Genomic DNA, 25003 nt, shown 5'->3' on the forward strand with positions numbered 1-25003 from the left:
TGCGCGTCTCAACCGCATCCCCCTTCCGCTCGCTACGCTTGTGCCAGGCGTTGTAGCAACCTAGTACCGGGGCGGCGGCGTATCGGGCGGCGGCGTGGCGGCATTCGCCGGCACGCTGCCCAGCATCCGCCCGGCCGCGGGCACCTTGTGGCCGCTCGCATACATGCATTTTTGATAAGAATCATCGTAACTGCGCTGCATGCCATGCGAGGAACTGTCGGCCGCGCCCGGGCCGGCCAGCTGCGCCTGCGCGTAGCCACGGCAACTGCCGTCATCGACGCGGAATTGCTCGAGGCTCTTGCCCGTGCCGGGCAAGGCCGTGGCCGACGGCCCTTCCGGCATCACCGTGCAGGCGGCCAGCAGCAGGGGCGCCAGCAGGCCGGCACGCCCCATCAACGCTTTCGTGTTCATCGTCGCCTCCCCGTCAGCGCACGCTGGTCGGCAACACGGCACGCCATGCCGTACTGCAATTTTTCACATAGGGATAATAGCCCTGCGGCCTCGCGCAGTAGTACCACATCTGCGCCGTCGGCTCGCCGCCCTGCTCGATGTACACGGGCGGCGGCTGCACGATCAGGGTGCGCCCATATGGATAGGGATAGCCATACCACGGGTCGCCATACCAGCCCGGCCCGTAGCCATACCACCAGGGATATCCCACCCAGACGCCCACGTGCGAACGACCATGGAAGTGGCCGTGGCCGCCGTGAAAGCCGCCATGCCGGCCCGGCGCCGCCTGAGCCACTCCCGCCGTGACCGCCAATACCAAGAGCGCCGCCAGCGCGCCGCCCTTCCTGCTGATGCTGTCCATGACATCCTCCCGCCTTCATGCCCAACTGTGACACTCGTTTCATTATTGACAGAGAGCCAGCACAAGCAAAGGCGCCGTAACAATTGCTCACCTTTGATACGCCGAGGATATGGACGGCAGGAAAGTTTCATTTGCGCAAAATACAAACAGCCCCGCGGCGCTGGCCACGGGGCTGCGGGGATGGCGCAGTTTATTGCGCGGGCAAGCTTTGCACGGGTGTCGCCGGTGCCAGGATGGGCGGCGCGGGCGCGTGGATGGGTGCCGGCGCCTTGACGGCCAGCCAGCCCGTGGCCGGCAGCAGCGGCACCAGCAGCAGGGCCACGATATTGATGATCTTGATCAAGGGGTTCACTGCCGGACCGGCCGTATCCTTGTACGGGTCGCCCACCGTGTCGCCCGTGACGGCCGCCTTGTGCGCGTCCGAACCCTTGCCGCCGAAATGGCCATCCTCGATGTATTTCTTCGCATTGTCCCAGGCGCCGCCGCCCGTGGTCATGGAAATGGCCACGAACAGGCCCGTGACGATCGTCCCCATCAGCAAGCCACCGAGCGCCGCAGGCCCCAGCAGCATGCCCACGACGATGGGCACCACCACGGGTAGCAGGGACGGCACGATCATTTCGCGGATGGCCGACGCCGTCAGCATGTCCACGGCCTTGTCGTATTCTGGCCGCGCCGTGCCTTCCATGATGCCCTTGATGTCGCGGAACTGGCGCCGCACCTCCACCACCACGGCGCCTGCTGCGCGGCCCACGGCTTCCATCGCCATGGCGCCGAACAGATACGGTATCAAGCCGCCGATGAACAAGCCGACGATGACCATGGGGTTCGACAAATCGAAGGTGATGTGCTGGCCCACGGATTCGAGCGCATGCGTGTAGTCGGCGAACAGCACCAGCGCGGCCAGCCCCGCCGAGCCGATGGCGTAGCCCTTGGTGACGGCCTTGGTCGTGTTGCCGACGGCATCCAAAGGATCGGTGATGGCGCGCACGGAGTCGGGCAAGCCCGACATTTCCGCGATGCCGCCCGCGTTATCCGTGATGGGGCCATACGCGTCGAGGGCGACGATGATGCCCGCCATCGACAGCATGGAAGTGGCCGCGATGGCGATGCCGTACAGGCCCGCCAATTGATACGAAACGAGGATGGCGACGCAGACGGCCAGCACCGGATACGCCGTGGACTTCATCGACACGCCCAGGCCGGCGATGATATTCGTGCCGTGGCCCGTCGTCGACGCTTCGGCGATGTGGCGCACGGGCTTGAAATCCGTGCCCGTGTAGTACTCGGTGATGTACACCATCAGGCCCGTGAGCACGATGCCGACGACGGTGGCGCCCAGCATCTTGTAGCGCATGGCGTCGTCGGGCCACAGCAGCCACGTGACCACGGCAAAACCGACCAGCGACAGGCCGGCCGCCCACCACAGGCCCGTGTACAGGGCCGACATGATCTTCTTGCCGGGGGCCGTCTTGACCATCGAGCAGCCGACGATGGATGCGAGGATGGAGACGGCGCCCAGCAGCAGCGGGTAGATGATGGCCGTGCTGCTGGCCTCTGCCATCAGCAGTGCGCCCAGCAGCATGGTGGCGATCAGGGTCACGACATAGGTTTCGAACAGGTCGGCCGCCATGCCGGCGCAGTCGCCCACGTTGTCGCCCACGTTGTCGGCGATGACGGCCGGGTTGCGCGGATCGTCCTCGGGGATGCCCGCCTCCACCTTGCCCACCAGGTCCGCGCCCACGTCGGCGCCCTTGGTAAAGATGCCGCCGCCGAGCCGCGCGAAGATGGAAATGAGCGAGGCGCCGAAGGCCAGGCCGATCAGGGGCTTGATCAGGTCATGCTGCGTGAGGCCGGGCGCGCCCGTCGTCGCCAGCAGCCAGTAGAACAGGGTCACGCCCAGCAGGCCCAGTCCCACCACCAGCATGCCCGTGATCGCCCCGCCCTTGAAGGCCACGTTCAGCGCCTGGTTGATGCCCAGGGTGGCCGCCTGCGCCGTGCGCACATTGGCCCGCACGGAGACATTCATGCCGATGAAGCCGCAGGCGCCCGACAGCACGGCGCCGATCAAGAAGCCCAGCGCCGTGTGCAGGCCAAGCAGCGCATAGATGGCGATCAATAACACCACGCCGACGATGGCGATGGTGCGGTACTGGCGCGCCAGGTAGGCGGCCGCGCCCTGCTGGATGGCCAGGGCAATTTCCTGCATGCGCGCGTTGCCGGGATCCTGCCTCAGGATCCAGCTGCGCGACACCAAACCGTAAATGACTGCGACCACGCCGCAGGCTACCGCAAACCACAAGCTGGCTGCCATATCGTCCCCTTCTGTTTTTATCCGACGTCATTGCCAACAGCTGCAGACCGCACCGGGTAGGCACGCGCAGCCAGGAAAACACGACCTGCAAAAAACCTGAACTACGAAAACGATGCGGCACCGCTGTTGAAAAGCGGGCACAAAAAAAGCGGACACTCAGGTCCGCTTTTCATAAACTGCTTATTCCGCCAGGGCGGCAAATGCGCTGTCGCGGATTTGCTCGACCGGACCGACGCCGGCGATGCGGCGGTATTTCGGTGCGCCTGGCAGGCCGGACTTGGCCCAGTCATTGTAGTAGCCCAACAAGACCTTGGTCTGGTTGTGGTACACGTCCAGGCGCTTCTTGACCGTTTCCGCCTTGTCGTCGTCGCGCTGGATCAGCGGTTCGCCGGTGATGTCGTCGACGCCGTCGACCTTGGGCGGGTTGAATTTGACGTGATACACGCGGCCCGAACCCGGGTGGCTGCGGCGGCCGTCCATGCGCTCGATGATCGAAGCGTCAGGCACGTCGATTTCCAGCACGTAGTCGACATTGATGCCGGCGTCTTTCATGGCGTCCGCTTGCGCGATGGTGCGCGGGAAGCCGTCGAACAGGTAGCCATTGGCGCAATCGGCTTCCTGCAGGCGATTCTTGACCAGGCCGATCATGATGTCGTCCGACACGAGGCCGCCCGCATCCATGACTTTTTTCGCGGCCAGGCCCAGTTCGGAGCCTTCCTTGATCGCCGCGCGCAGCATGTCGCCCGTGGAGATTTGTGGAATGTTGTATTTTTCTTTGATGAAATTAGCTTGGGTGCCCTTGCCGGCACCGGGTGCTCCTAAAAGTATCAGACGCATTGAAAAGTTCCTAAAAAACAGATTTTGGATGGTGGTATGTGTAATTTTTTTTAGATGGTGTTGCTAAGGCTATCTTTCCCTACGAAACTTACCACAAAAAATCCCCGGAACGCCAGTTTGCTATCGAATTGCTATGCCCTGATTGATCAAAGCCAGCAATTCGCGCGGCGCACGTTTCAAAATGTGGTTTTTACTGCAGGCGCACAAAATTATATTTGCACGCCTGCCGTTTTGCGGGTAGCGCTTACAGGGCGCCGTAGTGGGCTTGCACCCTGGCAAGATCTTCCGGGGTGTCGACACCGGCGGCCGGGGCGCTATCGGTCACGTGGACGGCGATGGCAACACCGTGCCACAGCACGCGCAGCTGCTCCAGCGCTTCGATGGCTTCCAGCGGCGAGGCGGACAATTGCGGATATTCTTGCAAAAACGCATTGCTGTACGCATACAGGCCGATATGCCGCAGGGGCACGTAACCTGCCGGCAAGCTGTCTTTCGACTGCGCGAAGCCGTCGCGGTGCCACGGGATGGTGGCGCGCGAGAAATACAAGGCGCGGCCGTTCTTGTCCAGCACGACCTTCACCACGTTCGGATTGAACGCGTCGGCCACATCATGCAGCGGATGGGCGCAGGTAGCCATGGGGACGGCGGCGCTGATCTGCGCCGCGCAGGCGGCCAGCAGGGCCGGATCGATCAACGGTTCGTCGCCCTGCAGGTTGACGACGACGGCGTCCGGCGGCAGCCCGAGCGTGCGCGCCACTTCGGCGATGCGGTCCGTGCCCGACGGATGGTCGCTGCGCGTCATGCACACTTCCACGCCATGCGCGGCGCAGGCGGCACGGATGCTGTCATGGTCGGTGGCGACGATGACGCGCGCGGCACCCGAGAGCAGCGCCTGCTCGGCCACGCGCACCACCATGGGTTTGCCGCCCAGGTCGGCCAGCGGCTTGCCCGGCAGGCGCGTCGAGGCCAGGCGGGCCGGGATGATGACGATGAACGCCATCGTTATTCCACTGCGTCTTGCAGGGTGCGCGCTTCGTCCGCCCACATGATGGGGATGCCATCGCGGATAGGATAGGCCAGACGGTCGGCGCGGCAAATCAGTTCCTGCGCCTTCTTATCGTGTTCAAGCGGACCCTTGCAAACAGGGCAGACCAGGATATCAAGCAGTCGAGCGTCCACGACATTTCTCCACAATTTGTTGGGCCAGCGCGCTATCGATGCGCGCACTGACGGGGACGACCCACAGTCTCGGGTCATCTTTGAGATGTTCAATTTGCGCACATTTTACTGCATCCTTCTCGGTGATCAAGATCACATCCGTGTCGAGGGCGGCAAATGGCTGGTCGAGGAAGTCGTGGTGGTCGGGCAGGGGCAGCTCCGTGAAGTCCAGTCCGGCCCCGCGCAGCATGGTAAAGAAGCGCTGAGGATTGCCGATGCCGGCCGCCGCCACGATGCGCCGGCCGCTGGCCGCCAGGTCGGCAAGGGCCATGCTTTCGCCGCGATTCAGCAGGCGCTCGGCCACGCCGCCGGCCAGCCGCATCTGCACCACCAGCCCGCCTTGCGGCGCGACCTGGTCCACCAGTGCCGGCGCCAGCTCGGGCGCATTGATCACCGTCACGTCGCGCCGGCGGCGCGGCGATTCGCGCAAGGGCCCCGCCGGCAGCAGCCAGCCATTGCCGGCGCCGCGGCCGTCGAACAGCACGATTTCCACGTCGCGCTGCAAGGAGTAATGCTGCAAGCCGTCGTCCGTCACCAGCACGTCGACGTCCGGGTGCGCGGCCAGCAGCGCCCTGCCCGCTTGCGCGCGGTCGCGCCCCACCACCACGGGGCAGCCGCCGCGCTGGAAGATCAGCAGCGGCTCGTCGCCCACCTGCTGCGGCGTGGAGGCGGCGCTGACGGCGCGCGGCAAGCGGTCGGCGCTGCCATGGCCGCGCGAAATGACGCCCGGGCGCATGCCCGCGTCGCGCAAGGCTTGCACCAGCCAGATCGTCAGCGGCGTCTTACCCGTGCCGCCGATGAAAATGTTGCCGACGACGACGACGGGCACGGGCAGGCGCGCCGATGTCAGGAGATTTGCCCGGTACAGGCCGCGCCTGACGCTGCTCAAGGCGCCGAACAACAGCGACACGGGCCACAGCGCGCACGCCAGCGGGCCGCGCGTCAGCCAGGCGCGGGTGAGAGTGGATTCAAGCTTGAGGGGTGAGGAAGTGGGCATGCGGTGAAGGGTAAAGGGCTGGGGTCTGACCCGGCGGGTCAGACCCCAATTTTGTTGCCGGTAACGGTAGGAACTTACTTGCCGCCCGCCTGCGCCGCAAACGTCAGCTTTTCATAGCCGGCCAGTCGCGCCGCTTCCATCACGTGGATGACCATCTGGTGCATGGCGAACTGGTCGGCGTTGACCACCACCACGGGCGTCTGCGCGGGCGCCTTGCCGCCATTGGCCGCCTTGGCCGCATCCTGCAAGGCGTCAGCCAGGCCGGCCACGTCGCGGAACGAGACGGGTTCGCGGTTGACCGTGTAGTTACCCTTGGCATCGATGGTGACGTCGAGCTGCTGCGGCTTGTCCTTCGCTTGCTCGGCATCGGCCGTCGGCAAGGTGATCTGCAGCTCCGTGAACTTGCTGTAGGTGGTGCTGACCATGAGGAAGATCAGGATCACCAGCAACACGTCAATGAACGGGATCAGGTTGATTTCGGGGTCTTCACGCCCCTTGCCTTTGCGGAAGTTCATTGGCGGCCACTGTGGACGATGTCGACGAACTTGACCGCTTGTTGCTCCATGTCAATGACGAAGCTGTCGACGAGGGCGCGGAAGTGGCGGTAGAAAATCAGGGCCGGCATGGCGATGGCCAGACCAAAGGCCGTGTTATACAAGGCGACGGAAATACCGTGCGACAGCGCCGCGTTCGACGCGGTGGCGCCGGGCGAGGCAAAAATCTCGATCATGCCGATCACCGTGCCGAACAACCCCATCAGCGGCGCCAGGGTGGCGATGGTGCCCAGGGTCGTCAGGAAACGTTCCAGCGTGTGAGCCACGCCGCTGCCTGCCTCTTCGATCGATTCCTTCATCACTTCGCGCGGCGCGTCGACGTTGCGCAGGGCGGCGGCCAGCACCACGCCCAGCGGCGAGTTGTCTTCCAGCTTGGCCACCGTGTCCGGCGTGATCTTGCCGCTGCGATACACCTGCACCACTTCATCAAACAGCTTGCGGGGCAGTATCTTGACGCGGCGCAAATACAGCAGGCGCTCGATGATCAGGGCCAGGGCGACGATGGAAGCGATCAACAACAGCCAGATGGGCCAGCCAGCGGCTTGAAATATAGCGAGCAAAAGAAACTCCTGATAGAGGAAAGGCGATGGACCGCCCGAACAGCCTGTATTGTACCGAGCGCCGAAGACCGATTGTACGTCCGCGCGGGAATGGCGCAATGTAGCGCGTTGCCGCGCCGGCGGCAAGTGGCGCCCGCATGGCACTTGTCCACACGGCGCGGCGGGCGTGCGCCAAGCACACCCGGTTTTGCACACTTTGTGTGGATAAGATTGTGAGCAAGCATGAAGTCCAGCATGCAAGCCCTTGATTTACAAGCGAATTATTGTACTGCGCAAAATACAGGCATAGCAGCTTATCGACAGGAGTCAATGTCATAAAATCAAGAATTCAAGAGTTCTGCACATTTACTGTGGACAAGATTGTGCGCAAAGCCAAGGAATTCAATTAAGTCATTGATTTTAAAAGAAATTAAATCAATGAGTAAAAAAGTGGCAGCGAGCACGAAATCGACGCCAGGGAGACCGTCAAAGTTCTGCACACAATCTGTGGACAAGATTGTGTGCAAGCGCAAGGATACGCGCTAAGTACTTTGATTTATATCGTTTTTATTGCCATGCATAAAAATGTGGCAAGCGCTGAAAAGCGGGCTTTTATCGGCCCGATTGCGCTTCGAAACGGCAGTTTTCCACCGCAAAGGCAGTTTCGCACATAAAGTGTGGATAAGATTGTGAGCAAGCGGATTGACTCCATGCAAGAGCATTGATTTTAAAGGAGTTTTTTTCAATGCTGAAAAATGAGGCAGCGCAACGGCTTGGCCGCGCGGTGGAAAAGCAAGCGAAAAAGCGAAATGATTTATGCAGTTTTGCACATATTCTGTGGATAAGATTGTGAGCAAGGCCCACGATGTGATGCTATATCCTTGATATATATGGCTATTTTTATGCTGCGCAAAATTCAGGCAAGCCATGCCATAGGCATTCCGGTGGATAAATCCGGCGCCGCGCCAGAGTTCTGCACATTTTTTGTGGATAAGATTGTGCGCAAAGCCATGCATGGCATACTAAGCGCTTGATTCCTATGCTCTTTATTTCCGTGCGCAAAAATGTAGCAAGGCATTTTTATCGGTCAATGCCGGCTTGCCGGGCCATGTTTGTCCAAGGCAAAAAGTTCCGCACACTTTCTGTGGATAACTTTGTGCGTAAGTGGCGGGGGCTATACTGATGTGCTTGATATTAAAGGTTTTTTTCCCTGTGCTCGCAAATCAGGCATATGGGAATTCATCATGAAATCAAATACTTAGAAATAGAACTTGTTGTTTTGCACGATATATGACATAAGCATGACCTCGCCGATAATATGTGGACAGTTCCCTCACCTCCCCCCAGCTTGATGATGACCGACACCCCGACTGACAGCGGCTTTGCCGCCCCGCCCGTGCTGACCGTCAGCGCCCTGAACCAGGCCGTCGCGCGCCTGCTCGAGCGCTCGTTTCCCCTGACCTGGATCGCCGGCGAGATTTCCAACTTCACGCGCGCCGCTTCCGGCCACTGGTATTTCACCCTGAAGGACGATGGCGCCCAGGTGCGCGCCGTGATGTTCCGCGGCCGCGCCCAGTTTGCCGGCTTCACGCCGCGCGAAGGCGACAAGGTCGAAGTGCGCGCCCTCGTCACCCTGTACGGCGCGCGCGGCGATTACCAGATCAACGTGGAAGCCATCCGTCGCGCCGGCGTAGGCGCCCTGTATGAAGCGTTCCAGCGCCTGAAGGAAAAGCTGGCCGCGCAAGGGCTGTTCGACCAAGAGCGCAAGCGCGCCATCCCCATGTTCGCGCGCAGCATCGGCATCGTCACCAGCCCGCAGGCGGCCGCCCTGCGCGACGTCTTGATCGCGCTCAAGCGCCGCGCGCCGCACGTCAACATCATCCTCTACCCCACGCCAGTGCAGGGCCAGCAGGCGCCGGAAAAAATCGCGCACGCCATCCGCACGGCATCAACCAGGGCCGAGTGCGACGTGCTGCTGGTATGCCGCGGCGGCGGCAGCATCGAGGATCTGTGGTCGTTCAACGATGAAGCCGTGGCATACGCGATCGCCGATTGCTCCATGCCCGTGATCAGCGGCGTGGGCCACGAAACGGATTTCACCATCGCCGACTTCGCGGCCGACCTGCGCGCGGCCACGCCGACGGCGGCGGCCGAACTGGCGGCCACGCCGCGCGCCGACTGGATGGCGTCCCTGCGCGCCGATGCAGCGGACCTGCGCCGCGCCATGCGCCGCAGCCTCGACGATGCGGCGCAGACCCTGGACCGCCACAGCCGCCGCCTGCTCAACCCGAAGGCGCAGCTGCGGCAGCAGCGTTTGCAGCTGCTGGCCCTGTCGACGGCCATGACGCATGCGGCGCGCGCGCCCGTGAACCAGTCGCAGTACGCACTGGAACGCCTGCGTGCGCGCTGGGCGGCCTTGCGGCCCGACGTCGCGGTGCCGCGCGCGCGCCTGGTGGAAATGCAGCGGCGCGGCGGCGCGGCCATGGCGCAGCAACTGACGCAGCGCCGCCACCGCCTCGACGGCCTGGCGGCGCAGCTGGAACTGCTCAATCCACAGCGCACCCTGGAACGGGGCTACGCCATCCTGCGCGATGAAAAAGGGGCGATCGTGCGCTCGCCGTCGCAGCTGCAGGCGCGCCAGAACGTCAACGTGCGCCTGGCCGAAGGCAGCGCGCAGATCGGTATCGCCAGCGTGCAGGCGACCCTGGAATAAAAAAGGCCGGGGAAGAACCCCGGCCCAACACCTTCCCTACTGAGTGGACTGCTACTGCTACTGCTCTTTCCCCCTACGCCATCAGAACTTCATCGACACGCGCGCGCCAAAGGTGCGCGGCGCGTTGTAGAAGGCGCCGTAGATCTGCTGCGTGGGCTGGCATGGCATGCCCACGTCCGTGCAGATTTCATTGACGTCCAGCTTGACGGCCTTGTCGGTGGCATTCTGCACGAACGCTTCCACCGTATAGGCCTTGTTCGCCGGCTGGAAGCGCAGGCTCAGGTCCAGCGTCGTATACGCTTCCTGGCGCTTGACGCCGGCATGGCCCGGCACGTCGCCGTTGAATGCGCCCGCGCCCACATACGACATGGTTTCGTAGTGCACCGAGGCGCGCGGCGTGAGCTGGCCGCCGGCGACATTGAAATCATGCTCGTACTGCACCGTGGTGGAAAACTTCGGCGCATGCTTCATGGTGCTGCCGCCCACGCTCACCAATGGCGCCGTCGAACCGCAGGACTGGCCATTCGCGCGCGCCGCATCGACGTCGCACGACATGAAGTCGTCATACACGGCCTTCAGCCAGGTGGCGTTGCCCGTCAGGCGGTCGACCTTTGTTGGCCGCCAGACCCATTCCGCTTCCAGGCCCTTGACGGTGGCGCCGGCCGCATTGAAGTTGGCCAGCACGCTGTTGACCACCTGCGACTCGAGCTTGTCCTTGTACTTCATCAGGAAGGCATCGAGGTTCAGGGTCAGTTCGCGGTTCAGCAGGTCCGACTTGAAGCCGATTTCATAGCTGGTCAGCTTTTCCGGCTTGGTGGTGGCGCCGCCGTCGCCGATGGCCGGCGAGTGGAAGCCCGTCGTCACGGAGCCGAACAGCAAAATATCCGGGCGCAGCTTGTACTCGATGCGGCCCAGCCAGGTGGCCTGGCCGTATTTCAGGTCGGCCGTGTTGTCGCCCGGCGTATTGCCGCAGCTGGCCGCCGTGATGGCGCCGCCGGGGCCGATATTGTGCGTGTTGGCCAGGCCCGTGCCGGGCGTGACCAGCTGGCGCAGCTGGTCGGCAGTAAGGACCGTGGTGCCCAGCGGCGTATTCGCGGGCCAGTTCGGGCAAGCCCAGTTCTTGCCGCCGATATCGAATTTATGGTCTTTCGTATAGCGCGCGCCGGCCGTCAGCTTGATCTGGTCCGTCACTTGCTGGCTGACCTGGCCGAACACGGCTTTCGATTTGAGCTGGCGGTCGCCCTGGATGAAGGACATGGCCGAGGCATACTGGCCCACGGTGGGCTGCACGAAAATCACGGCGCCGTTGGCGATATCCTGCTGCACGGCCGCCTGCGAAATCTGGCTGCGGTCGATATCGAAGCGCACCTTGTTCTTTTCATTGAACAGGAACAGGCCCGCCACCCACTGGAACGGCGCATCGTCGTCCGAGCGCGCCTGCAGCTCGTGCGAATAGCTGTCGAACTGCGCCCAGTCGGTACGGTTTTCCGACTTGAAGCCGGGGAACAGTCCCGCATCGGCATCGTTGCTGTTCTGGCGCTTGTAGCGGCTCCAGCTGCCCAGGTAAGTGAAGTCGAGCGCATCGGTCGGCTTGTAATTGAGCTTGCCCTTGTAGGTCAGGATCGACTGGTCCAGGGTGCCCGGCGTGTCGATCAGGGCCGAACGCAGCTTCTCTCCCGCTTTCGGCTCGGCCGCCAGGTAGACATTGCCGGCGCCCTGGTCGAGGAAGTAATCGGCGATGAACGTGCCGCGCAACTGCGGCGTGAACTTCCACAGCAGGGAGGCGCGCACGCCCATCTGGTCGCCGGCGCCATACTTGGCCGTGCCCGGCATGACGTTCGAGCCGCGACGGAAGTCCACCGTGCCGTCGTGGCTATCCTTGATGGCGGCGATGCGCAGCGCCACGTCGTCGGAAAACGGGATATTGATCATGCCCTGCGTCTGCAGATGGCGCTTGTCGCCCACGGTGATGCCGGCCGAGCCCATGAACTTGGCCGTGCTCGGCGCGGCCGACACGAGATTGACGGCGCCGGCCGTCGAATTGCGGCCGTTCAGGGTGCCCTGCGGTCCGCGCGCCACCTCCACGTGGCTCAAGTCATACATCAGCGCCGTGGCGCCCTGCGGACGCGGCGAATACACGCCGTCGACATAGAAGGCGACGGCCGGGTCGCCCAGCTCCGTGTGGTTGGCCGAGCCGACGCCGCGCATGTAGACGTGCACGCCGCCCGAGTCGCCATGCTGCTCGACGACGAGGCTGGGCACCATGGTGGCCAGCGACGCCAGGTCCTTGACTTGATTGTTTTGCAGGGTGTCCTGGTTGAAGGCGGTGACGGCCAGCGGCGTCTCCTGCACGAAGGTATTGCGGCGCGTGGCCGTGACGACGATGCGGTCCATCTGCTCGGCGGCCGGTTTTGCCGCATCGGTGGCTGCCGCAGTGCTGGCCGCTTCCTGTGCCATGGCGGCGCCGCTGCCCAGCAAGATGAACTGGGCGAAGGTCGCATGCGCCAGGCTGAGGGCGATGGTATTGCGTTTGAGCTGTTGCATTGTTGTTGTCTCCTGTACCGCTGGTTGAATGATGATCACATAGCTCTTTGGCTACTGCTGCACATTTTTTGGGTGTCAATCTGAAGTCATGTCGCCTCCGTGCGGGGTCAATGGGTAGCCACGGCGCGCCCGGCCGTGTCGAATAGAAAGGCATGGCCTTCTTCCGGCGCGAAGCCGATGGCGCTGCCCTGCGCCAGCGCATGGCGCGCCTCGCCGTGCAGCTTGATGGCCACCGCATGCGGGCCGCCACCGATGCGGTCGTCCAGCGTGGCGTGGATGATTTGCGCATCGCCCAGCTGCTCGATCAGGGTGACCGTGGCGCCGTAGCCTTCATTGCGCGGCACCAGCCGCAGGTGTTCGGGGCGTATGCCGACCAGCATGCCCGCCTCGCCGCCGAGCTGGCTGGCCAGCGCGGGAACGGCGGCGCACGGCAAAAAGTTCATGCGCAGGGCGCCGATGAAGCCGGCCACGAACTGGCTGGCCGGATGGCGGTACAGCTCCAGGGGCGCACCCACCTGCTCCAGGTGGCCGCCGTGGAAGACCGCCACGCGGTCACCGAGGGTCATGGCTTCGACCTGGTCGTGCGTGACGTAGATCATGGTGGTGCCCAGTTCCTGGTGCAGCTTGGCCAGTTCGATGCGCGTCTGCACGCGCAGCGAGGCATCGAGATTGGACAGCGGCTCGTCGAACAGGAACACCTTGGGCTGGCGCACGATGGAGCGGCCGATGGCCACGCGCTGGCGTTCGCCGCCGGACAAGGCCTTGGGCTTGCGGTCGAGCAGATGCGTGATCTGCAAGATCTCGGCCACCTTGCCGACGGCCGCGCGCACCTCCGCTTCCGGCCGGCCTGCCAATTTGAGGGCAAAACCCATGTTGTCGCGCGCCGTCATGTGCGGATACAGGGCGTAGCTCTGGAAGACCATGGCGATGCCCCGCTCTGCGGGCGCCACGTCGTTGGCCAGCAGGTCGCCGATGCGCAGCTGGCCCGCGCTGATGTCTTCCAGTCCCGCGATCATGCGCAACAGGGTCGACTTGCCGCAGCCGGACGGTCCGACGAAGACCATGAATTCGCCGTCGTGGATATCGAGGTCCAGGCCCTTGACGATTTCCGGGCCGTCGCCGTAGGTCTTGCGGATGCCGCGCAGGGAGATGGCCGCCATGTCAGTGCTCCCCTGCCAGGACGGCCGCATCGGCATGCGCGGCGCGCTGGGCGGCGATGAAGTCGCGGTACCACAGGGCGCTGTCCTTGAAGCTGCGCTGCTGCGTGGCGTAATCGACGTACAGCATGCCGAAGCGCTTGGCGTAGCCCGAATTCCACTCGAAGTTGTCCATCAGGCTCCAGTAGAAATAACCGCGCACGTCGATGCCCTGCGCGATCACGGCGCGCAAGGCGTCCAGGTGCAGCTGCACGTATTCGATGCGCGCCTCGTCGTGGATCTTGCCGCCGACGGGCTTGTCGGCGACGGCCATGCCGTTTTCCGTGATGTAGACGGGCGGCAGACGGTATTCGCGGTGCAAGCCCACGAGCAGCTCCGTCAAGCCTTGCGGATAGGTTTCCCAGCCCATGTCGTTGACGCCAAGCGTGCATTCGGGCTTGCGCGGCGGCGTCTCGGCGCTCATGAAAGCGCGCGTGTAGTAGTTCACGCCAAGGAAATCGATAGGCTGCTTGATATCCATGAAATCGTTTTCAAAGATGGATAAAGCGGAAGCGTCGGCGTGTTTCAGGGCCAGGGCCGGGTAGCGGCCCTTGAAGATGGCGTCCATATACCACTGCACCGAGCGCGCATATTCCAGTTCGGCCAGCTCGCGGTCCTGGGCGCTGTCGGTGGCCGGCGTGGCCGTCCACTGATTGAGCACGATGCCCAGTTTCGCGGGCGGATTGACGGCGCGCATGGCTTGCATGGCCAGGCCGTGCGACAGCAGCAGATGGTGCGACACCTGCACGGCGGCGGCCGGATCGGCCATGCCGGGCGCGAACTGGCCCGTGCCGTGGCCCAGCACGGCCGTGCACCACGGTTCGTTGTGGGTGGCGATGCTGGCGACCTTGTGGCCGAAGCGGCGCGCCACCTCGGCCGCATAGGCAGCGAAGTGGTAGCAGGTGGCGCGATTGAGCCAGCCGCCTTCGTCCTGCAGCGCTTGCGGCAAGTCCCAGTGGTACAGGGTCAGGTGGGCGTCGAGGCCCTTGGCGGCCAGGGCGTCGAGCAGGCGCGCATAGAAGTCGAAGCCGGCCTCGTTCCAGGCGCCGGAACCCGTGGGCTGCACGCGCGGCCAGGACATGGAAAAGCGGTAGGCGTTCACGCCCAGGTTGGCGATCAGCTCCACGTCCTCGGCATAGCGGTGATAGTGGTCGCAGGCCACGTCGCCATTGCTGCCGTCGATGATCTTGCCATCCGTGTGGCTGAAGGTATCCCAGATGGATGGGCCGCGGCCATCGATGGCCGCGGCGCCCTCGATCTGGTAGGCGCTGGTGGCCACGCCCCAGGTGAAAGTGGCGGGAAAGTTGATATCAATGTCGTCGTTATGCATGGTGGTCATGTCAGTGTGAGTGGATTAAAGAGAGTGCTAGCCTTTGACGGCGCCTTGCGTGAGGCCCTCGATCAGGCGCTTCGAGGCGACAAAGAACATCAGCAGCAGCGGCAGCACGGCAATGGCGGCGCCCGTCATCAGCGCGCCCCACTCCGTGTTGTTCGGCGCCTGCATGCTGCGCAGGGCCAGCGGGATCGTATAGTTCTCGACCGAGCGCATGACGACCAGCGGCGTGATGAAATTGTTCCACGAGTTGATGAAGGTGATCAGGCCCAGGGTGCCCATGGCGGGACCGATCAGCGGCAGCACGACCCGCCAGTAGATGGCGAATTCGCCGCAGCCGTCGATGCGCGCCGCCTCGATCAGGTCCTTCGGAATCGCCGTGCCGATGTACTGGCGCATGAGGAAAATCCCCAGCGCGCCGGCCGCTCCCGGCACGTACAGGGCGCGCGGCTGGTCCAGCCATCCGAGGAAATCCATCAGCATGAAGGTGGGAATCATGTTCATGAAGGACGGGATGATCATCGACGCCATCACCAGCGTAAACAGGGGCCGCTTGAAGCGGAATTCGTACATGGCGAAGGCATAGCCGCCCAGCGAGCAAAAGAACAAAGTCAGCGCTGTGGTCATCAGGGCCACGTACAGGCTGATGCCGATATTGCGCCAGAACGGCAGGCGCTCCTGCAGCAATTCCAGGTTGTTGAGCAGGGCCGTGCCGAACCAGCGTGGCGGCGGCAGGCTGTAGATCTCGGCGCTCGTGTGCGTGGCGAAGACGAACATGAAGTAGAACGGCGCGACCATGATCAGGGCGCCGGTGGCCACCATGGCGTAGGCCGTCCAGCGGGTGGTTTTCATCGGACCTCCTTGCGTTCATTGCGGCTGAAGATGCGGTTGTTGACCCAGGTGGTGCTGGCGATGATGAGGAACAGCAGCCAGGAAATGGCCGACGCCGTGCCGAAGTCGCCCGAGGAAAACGCCGTCTTGTAGACGAAGATGGCCGTCGTCATCACGGACTGGCTCACGCCGCTCGATTCGGCCACCAGCACGAACGGTTCCTCGAACAGCTGCAAATTACCCATGATTGTCAAGGTGACGGCCAGGTAGATCATGGGGCGCAGCTGTGGCAGGGTGATGTACCAGAATTGCTGGCGTTTCGAGGCGCCGTCGATGGTGGCCGCTTCATACAAATCCTTCGGAATCACCTGCAGCGCGGACAGGTACAGCACCAGGTTCCAGCCCAGGTAGCGCCAGAAGATGACGAAGGCGACGGCCGGCTTGATGAACAGCGAGCTGCCCAGCCAGTCGATCGACTCCGCAGGGAACAAGCCGCCGACCAGCGGCAGGCTGGTGCACCATCCGATCAATACATTGATCTGCCCATAGTCGCGCGAAAACAGGGTGTTGAACACCATGGCGATGGCCACGCTGGAGGTGATGAACGGTAAAAAGTAAATGCCGATCACGAGGTTGCGCGAGCGCTTGAAGCTGTTGTGGATGAAGGCAGCCAGCGGAATGGCCACCAGGTGCTGCGGCACGCCCGAAGCCAGCGCCAGCCAGACCGTATTGCCCAACGAGCGCAAGAACCACGGGTCGCTCAAGGCGTACTTGTAGTTATCCAGCCCCACCCACTGCATGGCTTCCACGCCGCTGGCCGCTTCCCACTGGTTGAACGACAAATAGATGGAAAACAGCAGCGGGAACAGGCTGAAGACGGCGAACAGGATGAAGAAGGGGCTGATGAAAATGTACGGCGCCCACTTCTTCATGTTGAAGCGTTTCCTGGCGGGCCGCGCTGCAGCGGCAGCGGGCGCGCCCTCGGTACAAGGCATGGAGGTAGTCATGCTGCTCCTAGCGCCGCGCGCGGTGGGTGATCAGGGCCTTGGCGTCGGCCAGCGCCGTCTTGATATCCTTGTTTTGCGCCAGCACGCTTTCCAGTTCCATGTTGACGATGTCGCGCGCCACGGCGTCGAACTTGTCGACGCGGATGACGGGGATCTTCGCCGCCGTGTCGCGCGCCAGCAAGCGCGTCTTCTGGCCGCCGAAGTACGGCTGCGGCTCGTCCATCATGGGGTCCGCATAGGCTGCCTTCAGGGCCGGGAAGGCACCGATCTCTTTCAGCGAGTGCAGCTGGATATCCTTGTTGACGGTCATGAACTTGATGAATTCCCAGGCCTGGGCTTTGTTCGTCGCCTTTTTCGGGATGCCGTAGAAGGAGCCGCCGTACGACGCCAGCGCACCGGCCGGCAGGTTCGCCGCGCGCCACTGGCCTTTCGAATCGGGCGCCAGCCACTTGGCCAGGTGGCCGCTGAGCCAGGAACCCATCATCTGGCTGGCCACCTTGTCGCGTTTGAAACCTTCGGCCCACTCGCCAGTCCAGGCCACGGTGCGCGCATCGATGCCGGCTACCCGCGCCGCCTTGGCCAGCTCGAACGCCTTCACGAAGCGGGGCGAATCGACCAGCACCTGGCCCTTGTCGCCAAAGTAAATGCCTTCGCCATCTTTCAAATTGGCGCGGATGACGATGTCGGCCAGGTCGCTGGCGCCGGCCAGCAGGTAGGTGCCGGTGGCGGCCTTGAGCTTCTTGCCGGCGGCGATGTACGATTCCCACGATTGCGTCAGGTCGGCTTCCTTGATGCCCGCCTTGTCCATCAGGTCTTTGCGGTAGAACAAGGTGCCCGGTCCCAGGTCGGCCGGCATGGCGCCCAGGGTGCCGCGCGAACTGGTGGCCTGCACGAAGGTGAACGGCACGAACTGGGCGCGGTACTGCCCTGCCCCGTATGGGGCTTGCAGCAAATCTTCCATGCCCTTCGATTCGGCGAAGCTGCCGACGTAGCGGAAGTCGATGGCCATCACGTCGGGCAGGCGCGCACCGGCCGCCAGCGCCGTCGTCATCGAGTTATGGTGGTCGTCGATCTGCAGGCTGACCAACTTGACCTTCACTTGCGGGTACAGTTTTTCCCACAGGGGCAAGGCCGTCTTGACGGCGCGATCCAGGTCGGGGAACGAGGCGACGGTGATCGTGGCGGGGGCCAGCGTGGGCAACGGCGCCGCCGGCGGGACGACTGCGGGCGCGGCGGCCACGCCACAGGCCAGGGTCAGCGCTGCCAGCGGGGCGGCGCCAAGGATGCTTGACTTCATTATTTCATCTCCGATTATTGAGCGTCTTCTATCTTGAAAACGTTTTCACAACATGTGTCCATTTAACACCGCAAAGAAAATCAAGTCAACCGAAAAAGTTGTCATTTTTATTGAGGGAAGCGTCGCAAGCGGCATGCCGCGGCGCGTGTTCCCCTATGACAGAGGCGAAAATACGGGTTGTCTCGGCCGCTGTTGTTTTTTGTGAAAACGTTTTCAAGCAATGTACTATCAGCAGGCCCGCCCAGGTGCGCCGGCATCATCCGACGTGCACGGCCCAGAATCTGTCGGCTTGCGCCCTGCTGGCCAAGCCGCGCTGCGCCCGACCCGCTGCGCTATCAGCTATGGCCATTTATGGTAATCTTTCGATGAAAAGGTTTTCAGGGCACTGACAACCAGCCATCTTGATACCCAGGAATCACCTTGAACGATAGCGCCCACGCTGCTCCCCCTTCCACCCTGCTCGACGTGGCCCGCCAGGCCGGCGTGTCGCCCAGCACCGTCTCGCGCATCCTGAATGGCACGGCCAGGGTCTCCGACGACAAGCGCGACGCCGTGCTGGCGGCGATTGCCCACATGAAATTCGCGCCCAACCAGATGGCACAGGGGCTGAAAAAGGGCCGCTCGATGACCATCGGCATCGTGGTGCAGGATATTTCCAGCCCCTTCTTCGACGAAAGCCTGCGCGGGGTGGACGACGGCTTGAAAGACACGGGCTACGCATCCGTCATCGTCAGCGGACACTGGAATGCGCAGGAAGAGGCGGATCGCATCCGTCTGCTGCTGGCGCGCAAGGTCGACGGCATCATCCTGCTGTCGGGACGCATTTCGGACGAGAGCGTGCTCGATTTCTCGCAGCAGCGGCCCATCGTCTCGACGGGCCGCCTGCTGGCCACGAAAAGCGCCATCGGCTTCAAGCTCGACAATGAATACGGCGCCTACCTGGCCGTGCGCCACCTGGTGGAACTGGGCCACCGGCGCATCGCCTTCGTGGCCGGCCCCGCCAACAACACGGATGCGGCCGAACGCCTGACAGGCTACCAGCGCGCGCTGCGCGAAGCGGACATACCCATCGACCCGAAGCTGATGGTGGAAGGTGATTTCCACGAGGCAAGCGGGATGCTGGCCATGAACCATTTGTTCGATACGCAGCAGCAGTTCAGCGCCGTCTTCGCCGCCAACGACCTGTCCGCCTATGGCGTGCGCCTGTGCCTGTACCGCAAGGGGATCCGCGTGCCCGACGATATCTCGCTCGTCGGCTTCGATGACTTGCCCGGCTCGTCCTACACGACGCCGCCGCTGACGACCATCCACCAGCCCCTGTACGACATCGGCCGCATCGCCACCGAAGCGCTGCTGGGGCTGATCAATGGCGAAGCCGTGCAGGCGGCCATTCCGCCTTTGGAACTGATCGTCAGGGAAACCACCCGACGCATCCGCTGAGGCTTGCGGCTGGGAACTTTTCCGCCCGATTCAGGCTGAACGAGAATCAGTACGCAAACGGCATCCGCAACGCATGCGGGAATCTGCAGCAATGGCGCATCCGCTTTACAATAGTGGCTCGTTCAGCAAGAATGCCTGCTTCAAGCAAGCTTGGCTCAACCCTCCGGCCGCAGGCTGGAAGACTCCGAACATTCACCACAAAGGGACATCACATGGAACATACTCTGCCACCACTGCCGTATGAAATGGACGCTCTGGCGCCGCATATTTCGAAAGAAACCCTGGAATACCACTATGCCAAGCATCACCAGGCGTATGTCACCAACTTGAACAACCTGATCAAGGGTACCGAGTTCGAGAACCTGTCGCTGGAAGAGATCATCAAGAAATCGTCGGGCGGCATCTTCAACAATGCAGCGCAAGTATGGAACCACACCTTCTACTGGAACGGCATGAAGCCGGCCGGCGGCGGCGCGCCTGCGGGTGCCGTGGCTGACGCGATCAACGCCAAATGGTCGTCGTTCGACAAGTTCAAGGAAGAATTCACCAAGTCGTGCGTGGGCAACTTCGGTTCGGGCTGGACCTGGCTGGTGCAAAAAGCCGACGGCTCCGTCGACATCGTCAACACCTCGAACGCAGGCTGCCCGCTGACCACCGGCGACAAGCCGCTGCTGACCTGCGACGTCTGGGAACACGCCTACTACATCGACTACCGCAACCTGCGCGCCAAGTACGTGGAAACGTTCTGGGGCCTGGTCAACTGGGACTTCGTTGCCAAGAACTTCGCGTAAGCAGTTCCTGTCAACGTAAGGAGAAAAAGCCTGCGCCGCCCCGCGCGGGCTTTTTTTTTGCCTGCTGAAAGGCGAGGCGCTGCGCTACAATCAGCATCTTCCCACCCCACCCTGCCCCGATGTCCGCTCGCCTGCTGCGCCGCCTGTCGATTTTGCCCCTGCTGGCGCTGCACCTGCACGCATACGCGGCCTCCCCCTCTCCCCTGCTGTCCGACTACACGCATAATGCCTGGGGCGCCCTGCAAGGCGCGCCCGTCGACGTACTGAAATTCGCCCAGGGCCAGGATGGCTGGCTGTGGATCGCCACGGCCACCGGCTTGTACCGCTACGATGGCGTGCGCTTCGACCGCGTCGACAGCGTGTACGGCTACCGTCTGCCGTCGAGCAATGTGCTGGGCCTGGCCACGCCGCCGGACGGCGCCGTGTGGGTCGGCTACCGCCTCGGCGGCGTCAGCGTCTTTCGCCGGGATGGCGCGCGCACCTATGGCGAAGCCGATGGCTTGCCCACGGGCGCCGTATTTCACATCGAGGCGGCGCCCGACGGCAGCATCTGGGTCGGCACGCGCGATGGCGCGGCGCGCCTGGCGCCGGGCGCGGACCGTTTCGAAGCGCAAGCCGCCAACGTGGGCCTGCCCGACAAGCGCGTGTACCAGATCCTGTTCGGGCGCGATGGCACACAGTGGATGGGAACCATGCATGGCGTGTTTTTCCGCAAGCCGGGCCAGGCGCGCTTTTCCCATGCCTGGCCGCGCACCATGCTCACCAGTATGGATGAAGCACCCGATGGCGCCATCTGGGCCGTCGACAACCAGAGCAATTACTACCGCGTGCGCACCAGCGCGCCGCGCGGCGATGCGCCCATCCGTCCCGACGCCACGGGCAACGGCATCCGCTTCGACCGCGCCGGCACCATGTGGCTGATGCAGCCCGATGGCCTTGAGCGCAAGTTCGATCCTTCCGGCCCCAGCCTGCCGGCCCAGCGCCTGACGCGCCAGAACGGCATCAGCGGCCCGCTGCCGCAATCGTCGTTCCAGGACCGCGAAGGCAATCTGTGGTTCGGCACGTCGACGGGCCTGGACCGGCTGCGGCCGAACCGCCTGCAGACCCTGCCCGTCGCCGTGCCCTTCGACCATCCCGGCATGCTGCCAGGCCCCGATGGCGACGTGTGGATCGGCGACTATGTGGGCGACGTGCGCAGCTTTACCGCCGACGGGGTGAAAAAGGTGGAATTGAAAGGAGCGCTGGCGGCCAGCCACTGGGCGCCCGACGGCACGCTGTGGCTGGGGAACGAGCAGGAACTGCACCACCGCGCGCGCAACGGCGCCATGACGCGCGTGGTGCCGCCCGTACTGGGACTCGATCCGCAGGCGCTGCAGCAAGACCGCTCCGGCGCCCTGTGGGCCTCGTTTTCCGGCGGCGGCCTGTTTCGCCTGAGCGAAGGGGAATGGATCGCCAATGGCGGCCTGTCCGGCCTGCCGGCGGTGCTGACCACGGCCATGGCGATCGATGGCGCCGGCACCGTCTGGCTCGGCCATGCCGACAATACAATCAGCCTGGTGGCCGATGGCCAGCGCGCGGGCGCCGTCAGGCGGCTCGGCGCACCCGAGGGCCTGCAGGTGGGCACGGTGCTGCAGCTGTACCGCGATGGCGACATGATGTGGGCCGGCGGCGAAAACGGCGTGGCCCTGTACCGCGCCGGCCGCTTCCACACCTTGCGCGGTGCGCAAGGCGCGGCGTTTCGCGGCGTGTCGGGCATCGTGCGCCTGCCAGACGGCGACCTGTGGCTGCATGGCGCGGACGGCATCGAGCATATCGCCGCCGCCAGCCTGGCCGCGTGGATGCGCGACGGCAGCGCCGTCGTCTCGGAACGCTTCGACGCGCTCGACGGCTTGCAGGGCCATGCCTCGCAGCTGCGCCCCGTGCCGTCGCTGATCCATGCGCCCGATGGCAAGCTGTGGTTCTCCACCTCGGCCACCATCGCCATGCTCGACCCGCTGCATATCCGCCGCAATCGCCTGCCGCCGCCCGTGCAGATCCACAGCTTGCTGGCCGATGGCGTGCGTTACACGCTGGACGACGGCAAGCCGCTGCACCTGCCGCAGGGCAGCCGGAACCTGCAGATCGGCTTCACGGCCCTGAGCCTGTCGATGCCGGAACGCGTGCGCCTGCGCTACCGGCTGGCGGGCGTGGACGCCGGCTGGCAGGAGGCGGTGGGTCGCCGCGAAGCGTACTACACCAACCTGGCGCCCGGCAGCTACCGCTTCGACGTCACGGCCGCCAACGAAGACGGCGTGTGGAACACGCAGGGGACAGGGCTCGACATCGTCATCGCGCCCGCCTTCGTGCAAACGCCGTGGTTCGCGCTGCTGCTGGCGCTGGGCGCCGCGCTGCTGCTGTATGGCGGCTATGTGCTGCGCATCCGCCATCTGACGCGCAATATGCAGGAACGGTTGCAGGAACGCTTGCAGGAGCGCCTGGCCGAACGCTCTCGCATCGCCCGTTCGCTGCACGACACGCTGCTGCAAAGCGTGCAAGGCCTGATCCTGTCGTTCCATGCGCATGCGGACATGCTGCCCAAGGGCACGCGCGAACGGGCGCGCCTCGATGGCACCCTCAACCTGGCCGACCAGTTGCTGATCGAAGGCCGCGACCAGATCATGGACTTGCGCGCCTCGGCCGAACCCGACGAACTGCGGCTGGCGCTGCAGCAATTCGGCAAGGGCCTGGCCGAACACCGCGCGCACGCCTTCACGGTGCATGTCAGCGGCATCTGCCGGCGCCTGCAGCCGCGCGTGCATGACGAAATCTACGCCATCGCGCGCGAAGCGCTGTTCAACGCCTCGCGCTATGCCGAAGCGGCAAACATCGTGCTGGAACTCGACTATGCGGAGCAGGCCTTCACCCTGCGCGTGCGCGACGACGGCTGCGGCCTCGATGACGCCGTGGCGCAAACGGGCCAGCGGCCCGGCCACTGGGGCCTGGTCGGCATGCGCGAGCGCGCCGCCGCCATCGATGCCAGCCTGCGCATCGACAGCCGCCCCGGCGCCGGCACGCAGATCGAAGTGAGCGTGCCGGGCCGCCTGGCCTATTGACGGCACGGCGCCGGCGGACGGGCGGGCAAGCGTCTGCGGCCTCGATGAAAAATGTTATACGATACGCAAGAGCGCTGCCTGGCTCGCCTATCCCGCCACACCACTTCCTGAAAGCACTCCATGAAAAAATGCCTGCTCGCCCTGCTGCTCTGCGCCTCCGCTTCCGCCTTCGCCAACTCGGCCTGCGACACGCCGCGCAACGACTTCGACGGCCTGTATTGCCTCAACAAGGTGTACCAGGAAGCGGACAAGGAACTCAACGCCAACTACAAGAAACTCGCAGCACAGCTCGACGCCGGCGGCAAGCAAAAGCTGAAAGCGGGCCAGCTGGCGTGGATCAGCGCACGCAACCAGAACTGTTCGAAACGCGAATCCTCGGGCTTCTATGTGAACCTCGATTGCGCCACCCAGACCACCATCGAACGCGCGCAATTTTTGCAGGACCGCGTGCGCGAATGCGTGAGCGCCGGCTGCCAGAACAGCAAACTGTGAGCTGAAGCTGCGCCAGCGCAAACGCGAGCGGGCGGTAATCCCCCATACTGGCCACTCGGAGGTCTTTCCGTTTATGCCATGAGCAAACTCATCGATATTTCCCTGGATCAATGGGACGCCAGCGGCAGCGCCACGCAGCAGGCGGCGGCGCTGCAAGCCCTCGAAGACGGGCAAGTACTGCTGCTGCCCCGCCTGGGATTCTCGCTGCACCCGGAAGAGCATGGGCTGCTGAACGGCGCGGCGGGTAACGCCAGCGGCGCCAAGAACATCAGCTGGGAACCGGTACGCGGCGTGCGCGGCCAGGGTGACGCCTGCGATGCGGCCCTGCTGGCGGCGCTGATGCAGCGTTATGCGCGGCACACGCGTAGCCTGCTGGCCGGCCTGCTGCCCAGCTACCAGGCGCATCTGCAGCAAGGCAAGGGCAGCTTTCGCCCCGTGGAAATCGCCGGCAGGGTAACCTCCTGGCGCAAGGACGATACGCGCCTGCATATCGACAGTTTCCCCTCCTCGCCCACGCAGGGCCGGCGCATCCTGCGCGTCTTCACCAACATCCACCCGCGCGACGCGCCCCGCGTGTGGAAACTGGGCCCGCCCTTCGAGCAGGTGGCGCAGCATTTTTTACCCGTCGCGCAGCGTCCGCAGCCCGTGCTGGCGGCCATGCTGCAATGGCTGCACGTCACCAAGTCGCGGCGCACGGCCTACGATCACTACATGCTGCAGCTGCACGACGCCATGAAGGCCGACCTGGCCTACCAGGCGCAGGTGGAACAGCACACGCATGCCTTCGCGCCGGGCCAGACGTGGATCATCTTCAGCGACGCCGTATCGCACGCGGCCCTGCGGGGACAACATGCGCTGGAGCAAACCTGGCTGCTGCCCGTGCGTGCCATGGCCGCCCCCGACAAGTCGCCGCTGGCCATCCTCGAGCGCCAGTTGCAACGCCCGCTGGCCTAGCCTGGCCAGGCACTGCGCCCCGGCAAAGCCAGGCTCAGGCAAA

General features: G+C 63.9%; 22 protein-coding genes. 6 read left to right on the plus strand and 16 right to left on the minus strand.

Annotation, left to right across the window (positions count from 1 at the left end; translation table 11 throughout):
- Positions 1-60 precede the first annotated feature (60 nt).
- The 10 genes from VPH40_RS17120 to VPH40_RS17165 form a co-directional block, all read right to left on the minus strand.
- On the minus strand, positions 61-411 hold the full coding sequence (locus VPH40_RS17120) for a glycine zipper family protein (protein WP_251349996.1): 351 nt from the start codon (positions 409-411) through the stop codon (positions 61-63).
- A gap of 13 nt (positions 412-424) precedes the next feature.
- Positions 425-811 carry a hypothetical protein gene (locus VPH40_RS17125; RefSeq protein ID WP_099665097.1) on the minus strand — a complete coding sequence of 129 codons (387 nt, stop codon included), beginning with the start codon at positions 809-811 and terminating at the stop codon, positions 425-427.
- 190 nt (positions 812-1001) lie between these two features.
- On the minus strand, positions 1002-3125 hold the full coding sequence (locus tag VPH40_RS17130; RefSeq protein ID WP_289918351.1) for a sodium-translocating pyrophosphatase: 2124 nt from the start codon (positions 3123-3125) through the stop codon (positions 1002-1004).
- Between the two features lie 180 nt (positions 3126-3305).
- Positions 3306-3962: an adenylate kinase gene (gene adk, locus VPH40_RS17135; RefSeq protein ID WP_077400901.1), complete on the minus strand. Its 657-nt coding sequence runs from the start codon at positions 3960-3962 to the stop codon at positions 3306-3308.
- A gap of 244 nt (positions 3963-4206) precedes the next feature.
- A complete protein-coding gene (gene kdsB / locus VPH40_RS17140; RefSeq protein WP_305060752.1) occupies positions 4207-4962 on the minus strand; it encodes a 3-deoxy-manno-octulosonate cytidylyltransferase in 756 nt (251 codons plus the stop codon).
- 2 nt (positions 4963-4964) lie between these two features.
- Entirely contained in the window at positions 4965-5141 is a 177-nt protein-coding gene (locus VPH40_RS17145) for a Trm112 family protein (RefSeq protein WP_010395789.1), read from the minus strand.
- A complete protein-coding gene (gene lpxK / locus VPH40_RS17150) occupies positions 5122-6177 on the minus strand; it encodes a tetraacyldisaccharide 4'-kinase (RefSeq protein ID WP_328574028.1) in 1056 nt (351 codons plus the stop codon). The genes VPH40_RS17145 and lpxK overlap by 20 nt, the downstream gene beginning before the upstream one ends.
- Before the next feature lie 74 nt (positions 6178-6251).
- Complete coding sequence (locus tag VPH40_RS17155; RefSeq protein WP_035825768.1) at positions 6252-6692, minus strand: ExbD/TolR family protein; 441 nt, start codon at positions 6690-6692, stop codon at positions 6252-6254.
- Positions 6689-7291: a MotA/TolQ/ExbB proton channel family protein gene (locus tag VPH40_RS17160; RefSeq protein ID WP_099665101.1), complete on the minus strand. Its 603-nt coding sequence runs from the start codon at positions 7289-7291 to the stop codon at positions 6689-6691. The genes VPH40_RS17155 and VPH40_RS17160 overlap by 4 nt, the downstream gene beginning before the upstream one ends.
- 521 nt (positions 7292-7812) lie before the next feature.
- Complete coding sequence (locus tag VPH40_RS17165; protein WP_328574029.1) at positions 7813-8286, minus strand: hypothetical protein; 474 nt, start codon at positions 8284-8286, stop codon at positions 7813-7815.
- A gap of 335 nt (positions 8287-8621) precedes the next feature.
- Here VPH40_RS17165 and xseA point away from each other — a divergent pair, with 335 nt between their 5' ends.
- Positions 8622-9983, plus strand: a complete 1362-nt coding sequence (xseA, locus tag VPH40_RS17170) for an exodeoxyribonuclease VII large subunit (protein WP_328574030.1) — start codon at positions 8622-8624, stop codon at positions 9981-9983.
- Positions 9984-10064: 81 nt separating this feature from the next.
- Here xseA and VPH40_RS17175 read toward each other — a convergent pair whose 3' ends face one another.
- From VPH40_RS17175 to VPH40_RS17200, 6 genes are all read right to left on the minus strand, one after another.
- Positions 10065-12527: a TonB-dependent receptor gene (locus tag VPH40_RS17175; RefSeq protein ID WP_328574031.1), complete on the minus strand. Its 2463-nt coding sequence runs from the start codon at positions 12525-12527 to the stop codon at positions 10065-10067.
- A gap of 107 nt (positions 12528-12634) precedes the next feature.
- Positions 12635-13687, minus strand: a complete 1053-nt coding sequence (locus tag VPH40_RS17180) for an ABC transporter ATP-binding protein (protein WP_328574032.1) — start codon at positions 13685-13687, stop codon at positions 12635-12637.
- A 1-nt stretch (position 13688) separates the two neighbouring features.
- On the minus strand, positions 13689-15062 hold the full coding sequence (locus VPH40_RS17185) for a GH1 family beta-glucosidase (RefSeq protein WP_328574033.1): 1374 nt from the start codon (positions 15060-15062) through the stop codon (positions 13689-13691).
- Positions 15063-15089: 27 nt separating this feature from the next.
- Positions 15090-15908 carry a carbohydrate ABC transporter permease gene (locus VPH40_RS17190; RefSeq protein ID WP_305054455.1) on the minus strand — a complete coding sequence of 273 codons (819 nt, stop codon included), beginning with the start codon at positions 15906-15908 and terminating at the stop codon, positions 15090-15092.
- On the minus strand, positions 15905-16894 hold the full coding sequence (locus VPH40_RS17195) for a carbohydrate ABC transporter permease (protein ID WP_305063612.1): 990 nt from the start codon (positions 16892-16894) through the stop codon (positions 15905-15907). Before VPH40_RS17195 ends, VPH40_RS17190 begins: the two co-directional genes overlap by 4 nt.
- Before the next feature lie 7 nt (positions 16895-16901).
- Positions 16902-18191 carry an extracellular solute-binding protein gene (locus VPH40_RS17200; RefSeq protein ID WP_099665107.1) on the minus strand — a complete coding sequence of 430 codons (1290 nt, stop codon included), beginning with the start codon at positions 18189-18191 and terminating at the stop codon, positions 16902-16904.
- Between the two features lie 420 nt (positions 18192-18611).
- Between VPH40_RS17200 and VPH40_RS17205 the strand changes: the two genes are divergently transcribed.
- From VPH40_RS17205 to VPH40_RS17225, 5 genes are all read left to right on the plus strand, one after another.
- Positions 18612-19631 carry a LacI family DNA-binding transcriptional regulator gene (locus VPH40_RS17205; protein ID WP_289900011.1) on the plus strand — a complete coding sequence of 340 codons (1020 nt, stop codon included), beginning with the start codon at positions 18612-18614 and terminating at the stop codon, positions 19629-19631.
- A gap of 212 nt (positions 19632-19843) precedes the next feature.
- Positions 19844-20422 (plus strand): superoxide dismutase, encoded by a 579-nt coding sequence (locus VPH40_RS17210; RefSeq protein ID WP_034751750.1) that lies wholly within the window; start codon positions 19844-19846, stop codon positions 20420-20422.
- A 119-nt stretch (positions 20423-20541) separates the two neighbouring features.
- Positions 20542-23514: a sensor histidine kinase gene (locus VPH40_RS17215; protein ID WP_328574034.1), complete on the plus strand. Its 2973-nt coding sequence runs from the start codon at positions 20542-20544 to the stop codon at positions 23512-23514.
- 120 nt (positions 23515-23634) lie between these two features.
- Positions 23635-24006: a lysozyme inhibitor LprI family protein gene (locus VPH40_RS17220; protein ID WP_305054451.1), complete on the plus strand. Its 372-nt coding sequence runs from the start codon at positions 23635-23637 to the stop codon at positions 24004-24006.
- A gap of 78 nt (positions 24007-24084) precedes the next feature.
- Positions 24085-24960, plus strand: a complete 876-nt coding sequence (locus VPH40_RS17225) for a Kdo hydroxylase family protein (protein ID WP_328574035.1) — start codon at positions 24085-24087, stop codon at positions 24958-24960.
- Positions 24961-25003: the final 43 nt, after the last annotated feature.

This window comes from Janthinobacterium sp. P210005, from assembly GCF_036231865.1.
GTDB lineage: Bacteria > Pseudomonadota > Gammaproteobacteria > Burkholderiales > Burkholderiaceae_D > Janthinobacterium > Janthinobacterium kumbetense.

Coding starts and splice junctions, on each gene's coding strand:
- VPH40_RS17185 (WP_328574033.1), bottom strand. CDS start 15,062: ATGACCACCATGCATAACGACGACATTGATATCAACTTTCCCGCCACT.
- VPH40_RS17220 (WP_305054451.1), top strand. CDS start 23,635: ATGAAAAAATGCCTGCTCGCCCTGCTGCTCTGCGCCTCCGCTTCCGCC.
- VPH40_RS17195 (WP_305063612.1), bottom strand. CDS start 16,894: ATGACTACCTCCATGCCTTGTACCGAGGGCGCGCCCGCTGCCGCTGCA.
- VPH40_RS17155 (WP_035825768.1), bottom strand. CDS start 6,692: ATGAACTTCCGCAAAGGCAAGGGGCGTGAAGACCCCGAAATCAACCTG.
- VPH40_RS17180 (WP_328574032.1), bottom strand. CDS start 13,687: ATGGCGGCCATCTCCCTGCGCGGCATCCGCAAGACCTACGGCGACGGC.
- VPH40_RS17125 (WP_099665097.1), bottom strand. CDS start 811: ATGGACAGCATCAGCAGGAAGGGCGGCGCGCTGGCGGCGCTCTTGGTA.
- VPH40_RS17215 (WP_328574034.1), top strand. CDS start 20,542: ATGTCCGCTCGCCTGCTGCGCCGCCTGTCGATTTTGCCCCTGCTGGCG.
- VPH40_RS17175 (WP_328574031.1), bottom strand. CDS start 12,527: ATGCAACAGCTCAAACGCAATACCATCGCCCTCAGCCTGGCGCATGCG.
- VPH40_RS17225 (WP_328574035.1), top strand. CDS start 24,085: ATGAGCAAACTCATCGATATTTCCCTGGATCAATGGGACGCCAGCGGC.
- kdsB (WP_305060752.1), bottom strand. CDS start 4,962: ATGGCGTTCATCGTCATCATCCCGGCCCGCCTGGCCTCGACGCGCCTG.
- VPH40_RS17165 (WP_328574029.1), bottom strand. CDS start 8,286: ATGCATGGCTTTGCGCACAATCTTATCCACAAAAAATGTGCAGAACTC.
- VPH40_RS17130 (WP_289918351.1), bottom strand. CDS start 3,125: ATGGCAGCCAGCTTGTGGTTTGCGGTAGCCTGCGGCGTGGTCGCAGTC.
- VPH40_RS17200 (WP_099665107.1), bottom strand. CDS start 18,191: ATGAAGTCAAGCATCCTTGGCGCCGCCCCGCTGGCAGCGCTGACCCTG.
- xseA (WP_328574030.1), top strand. CDS start 8,622: ATGATGACCGACACCCCGACTGACAGCGGCTTTGCCGCCCCGCCCGTG.
- VPH40_RS17210 (WP_034751750.1), top strand. CDS start 19,844: ATGGAACATACTCTGCCACCACTGCCGTATGAAATGGACGCTCTGGCG.
- lpxK (WP_328574028.1), bottom strand. CDS start 6,177: ATGCCCACTTCCTCACCCCTCAAGCTTGAATCCACTCTCACCCGCGCC.
- adk (WP_077400901.1), bottom strand. CDS start 3,962: ATGCGTCTGATACTTTTAGGAGCACCCGGTGCCGGCAAGGGCACCCAA.
- VPH40_RS17190 (WP_305054455.1), bottom strand. CDS start 15,908: ATGAAAACCACCCGCTGGACGGCCTACGCCATGGTGGCCACCGGCGCC.
- VPH40_RS17120 (WP_251349996.1), bottom strand. CDS start 411: ATGAACACGAAAGCGTTGATGGGGCGTGCCGGCCTGCTGGCGCCCCTG.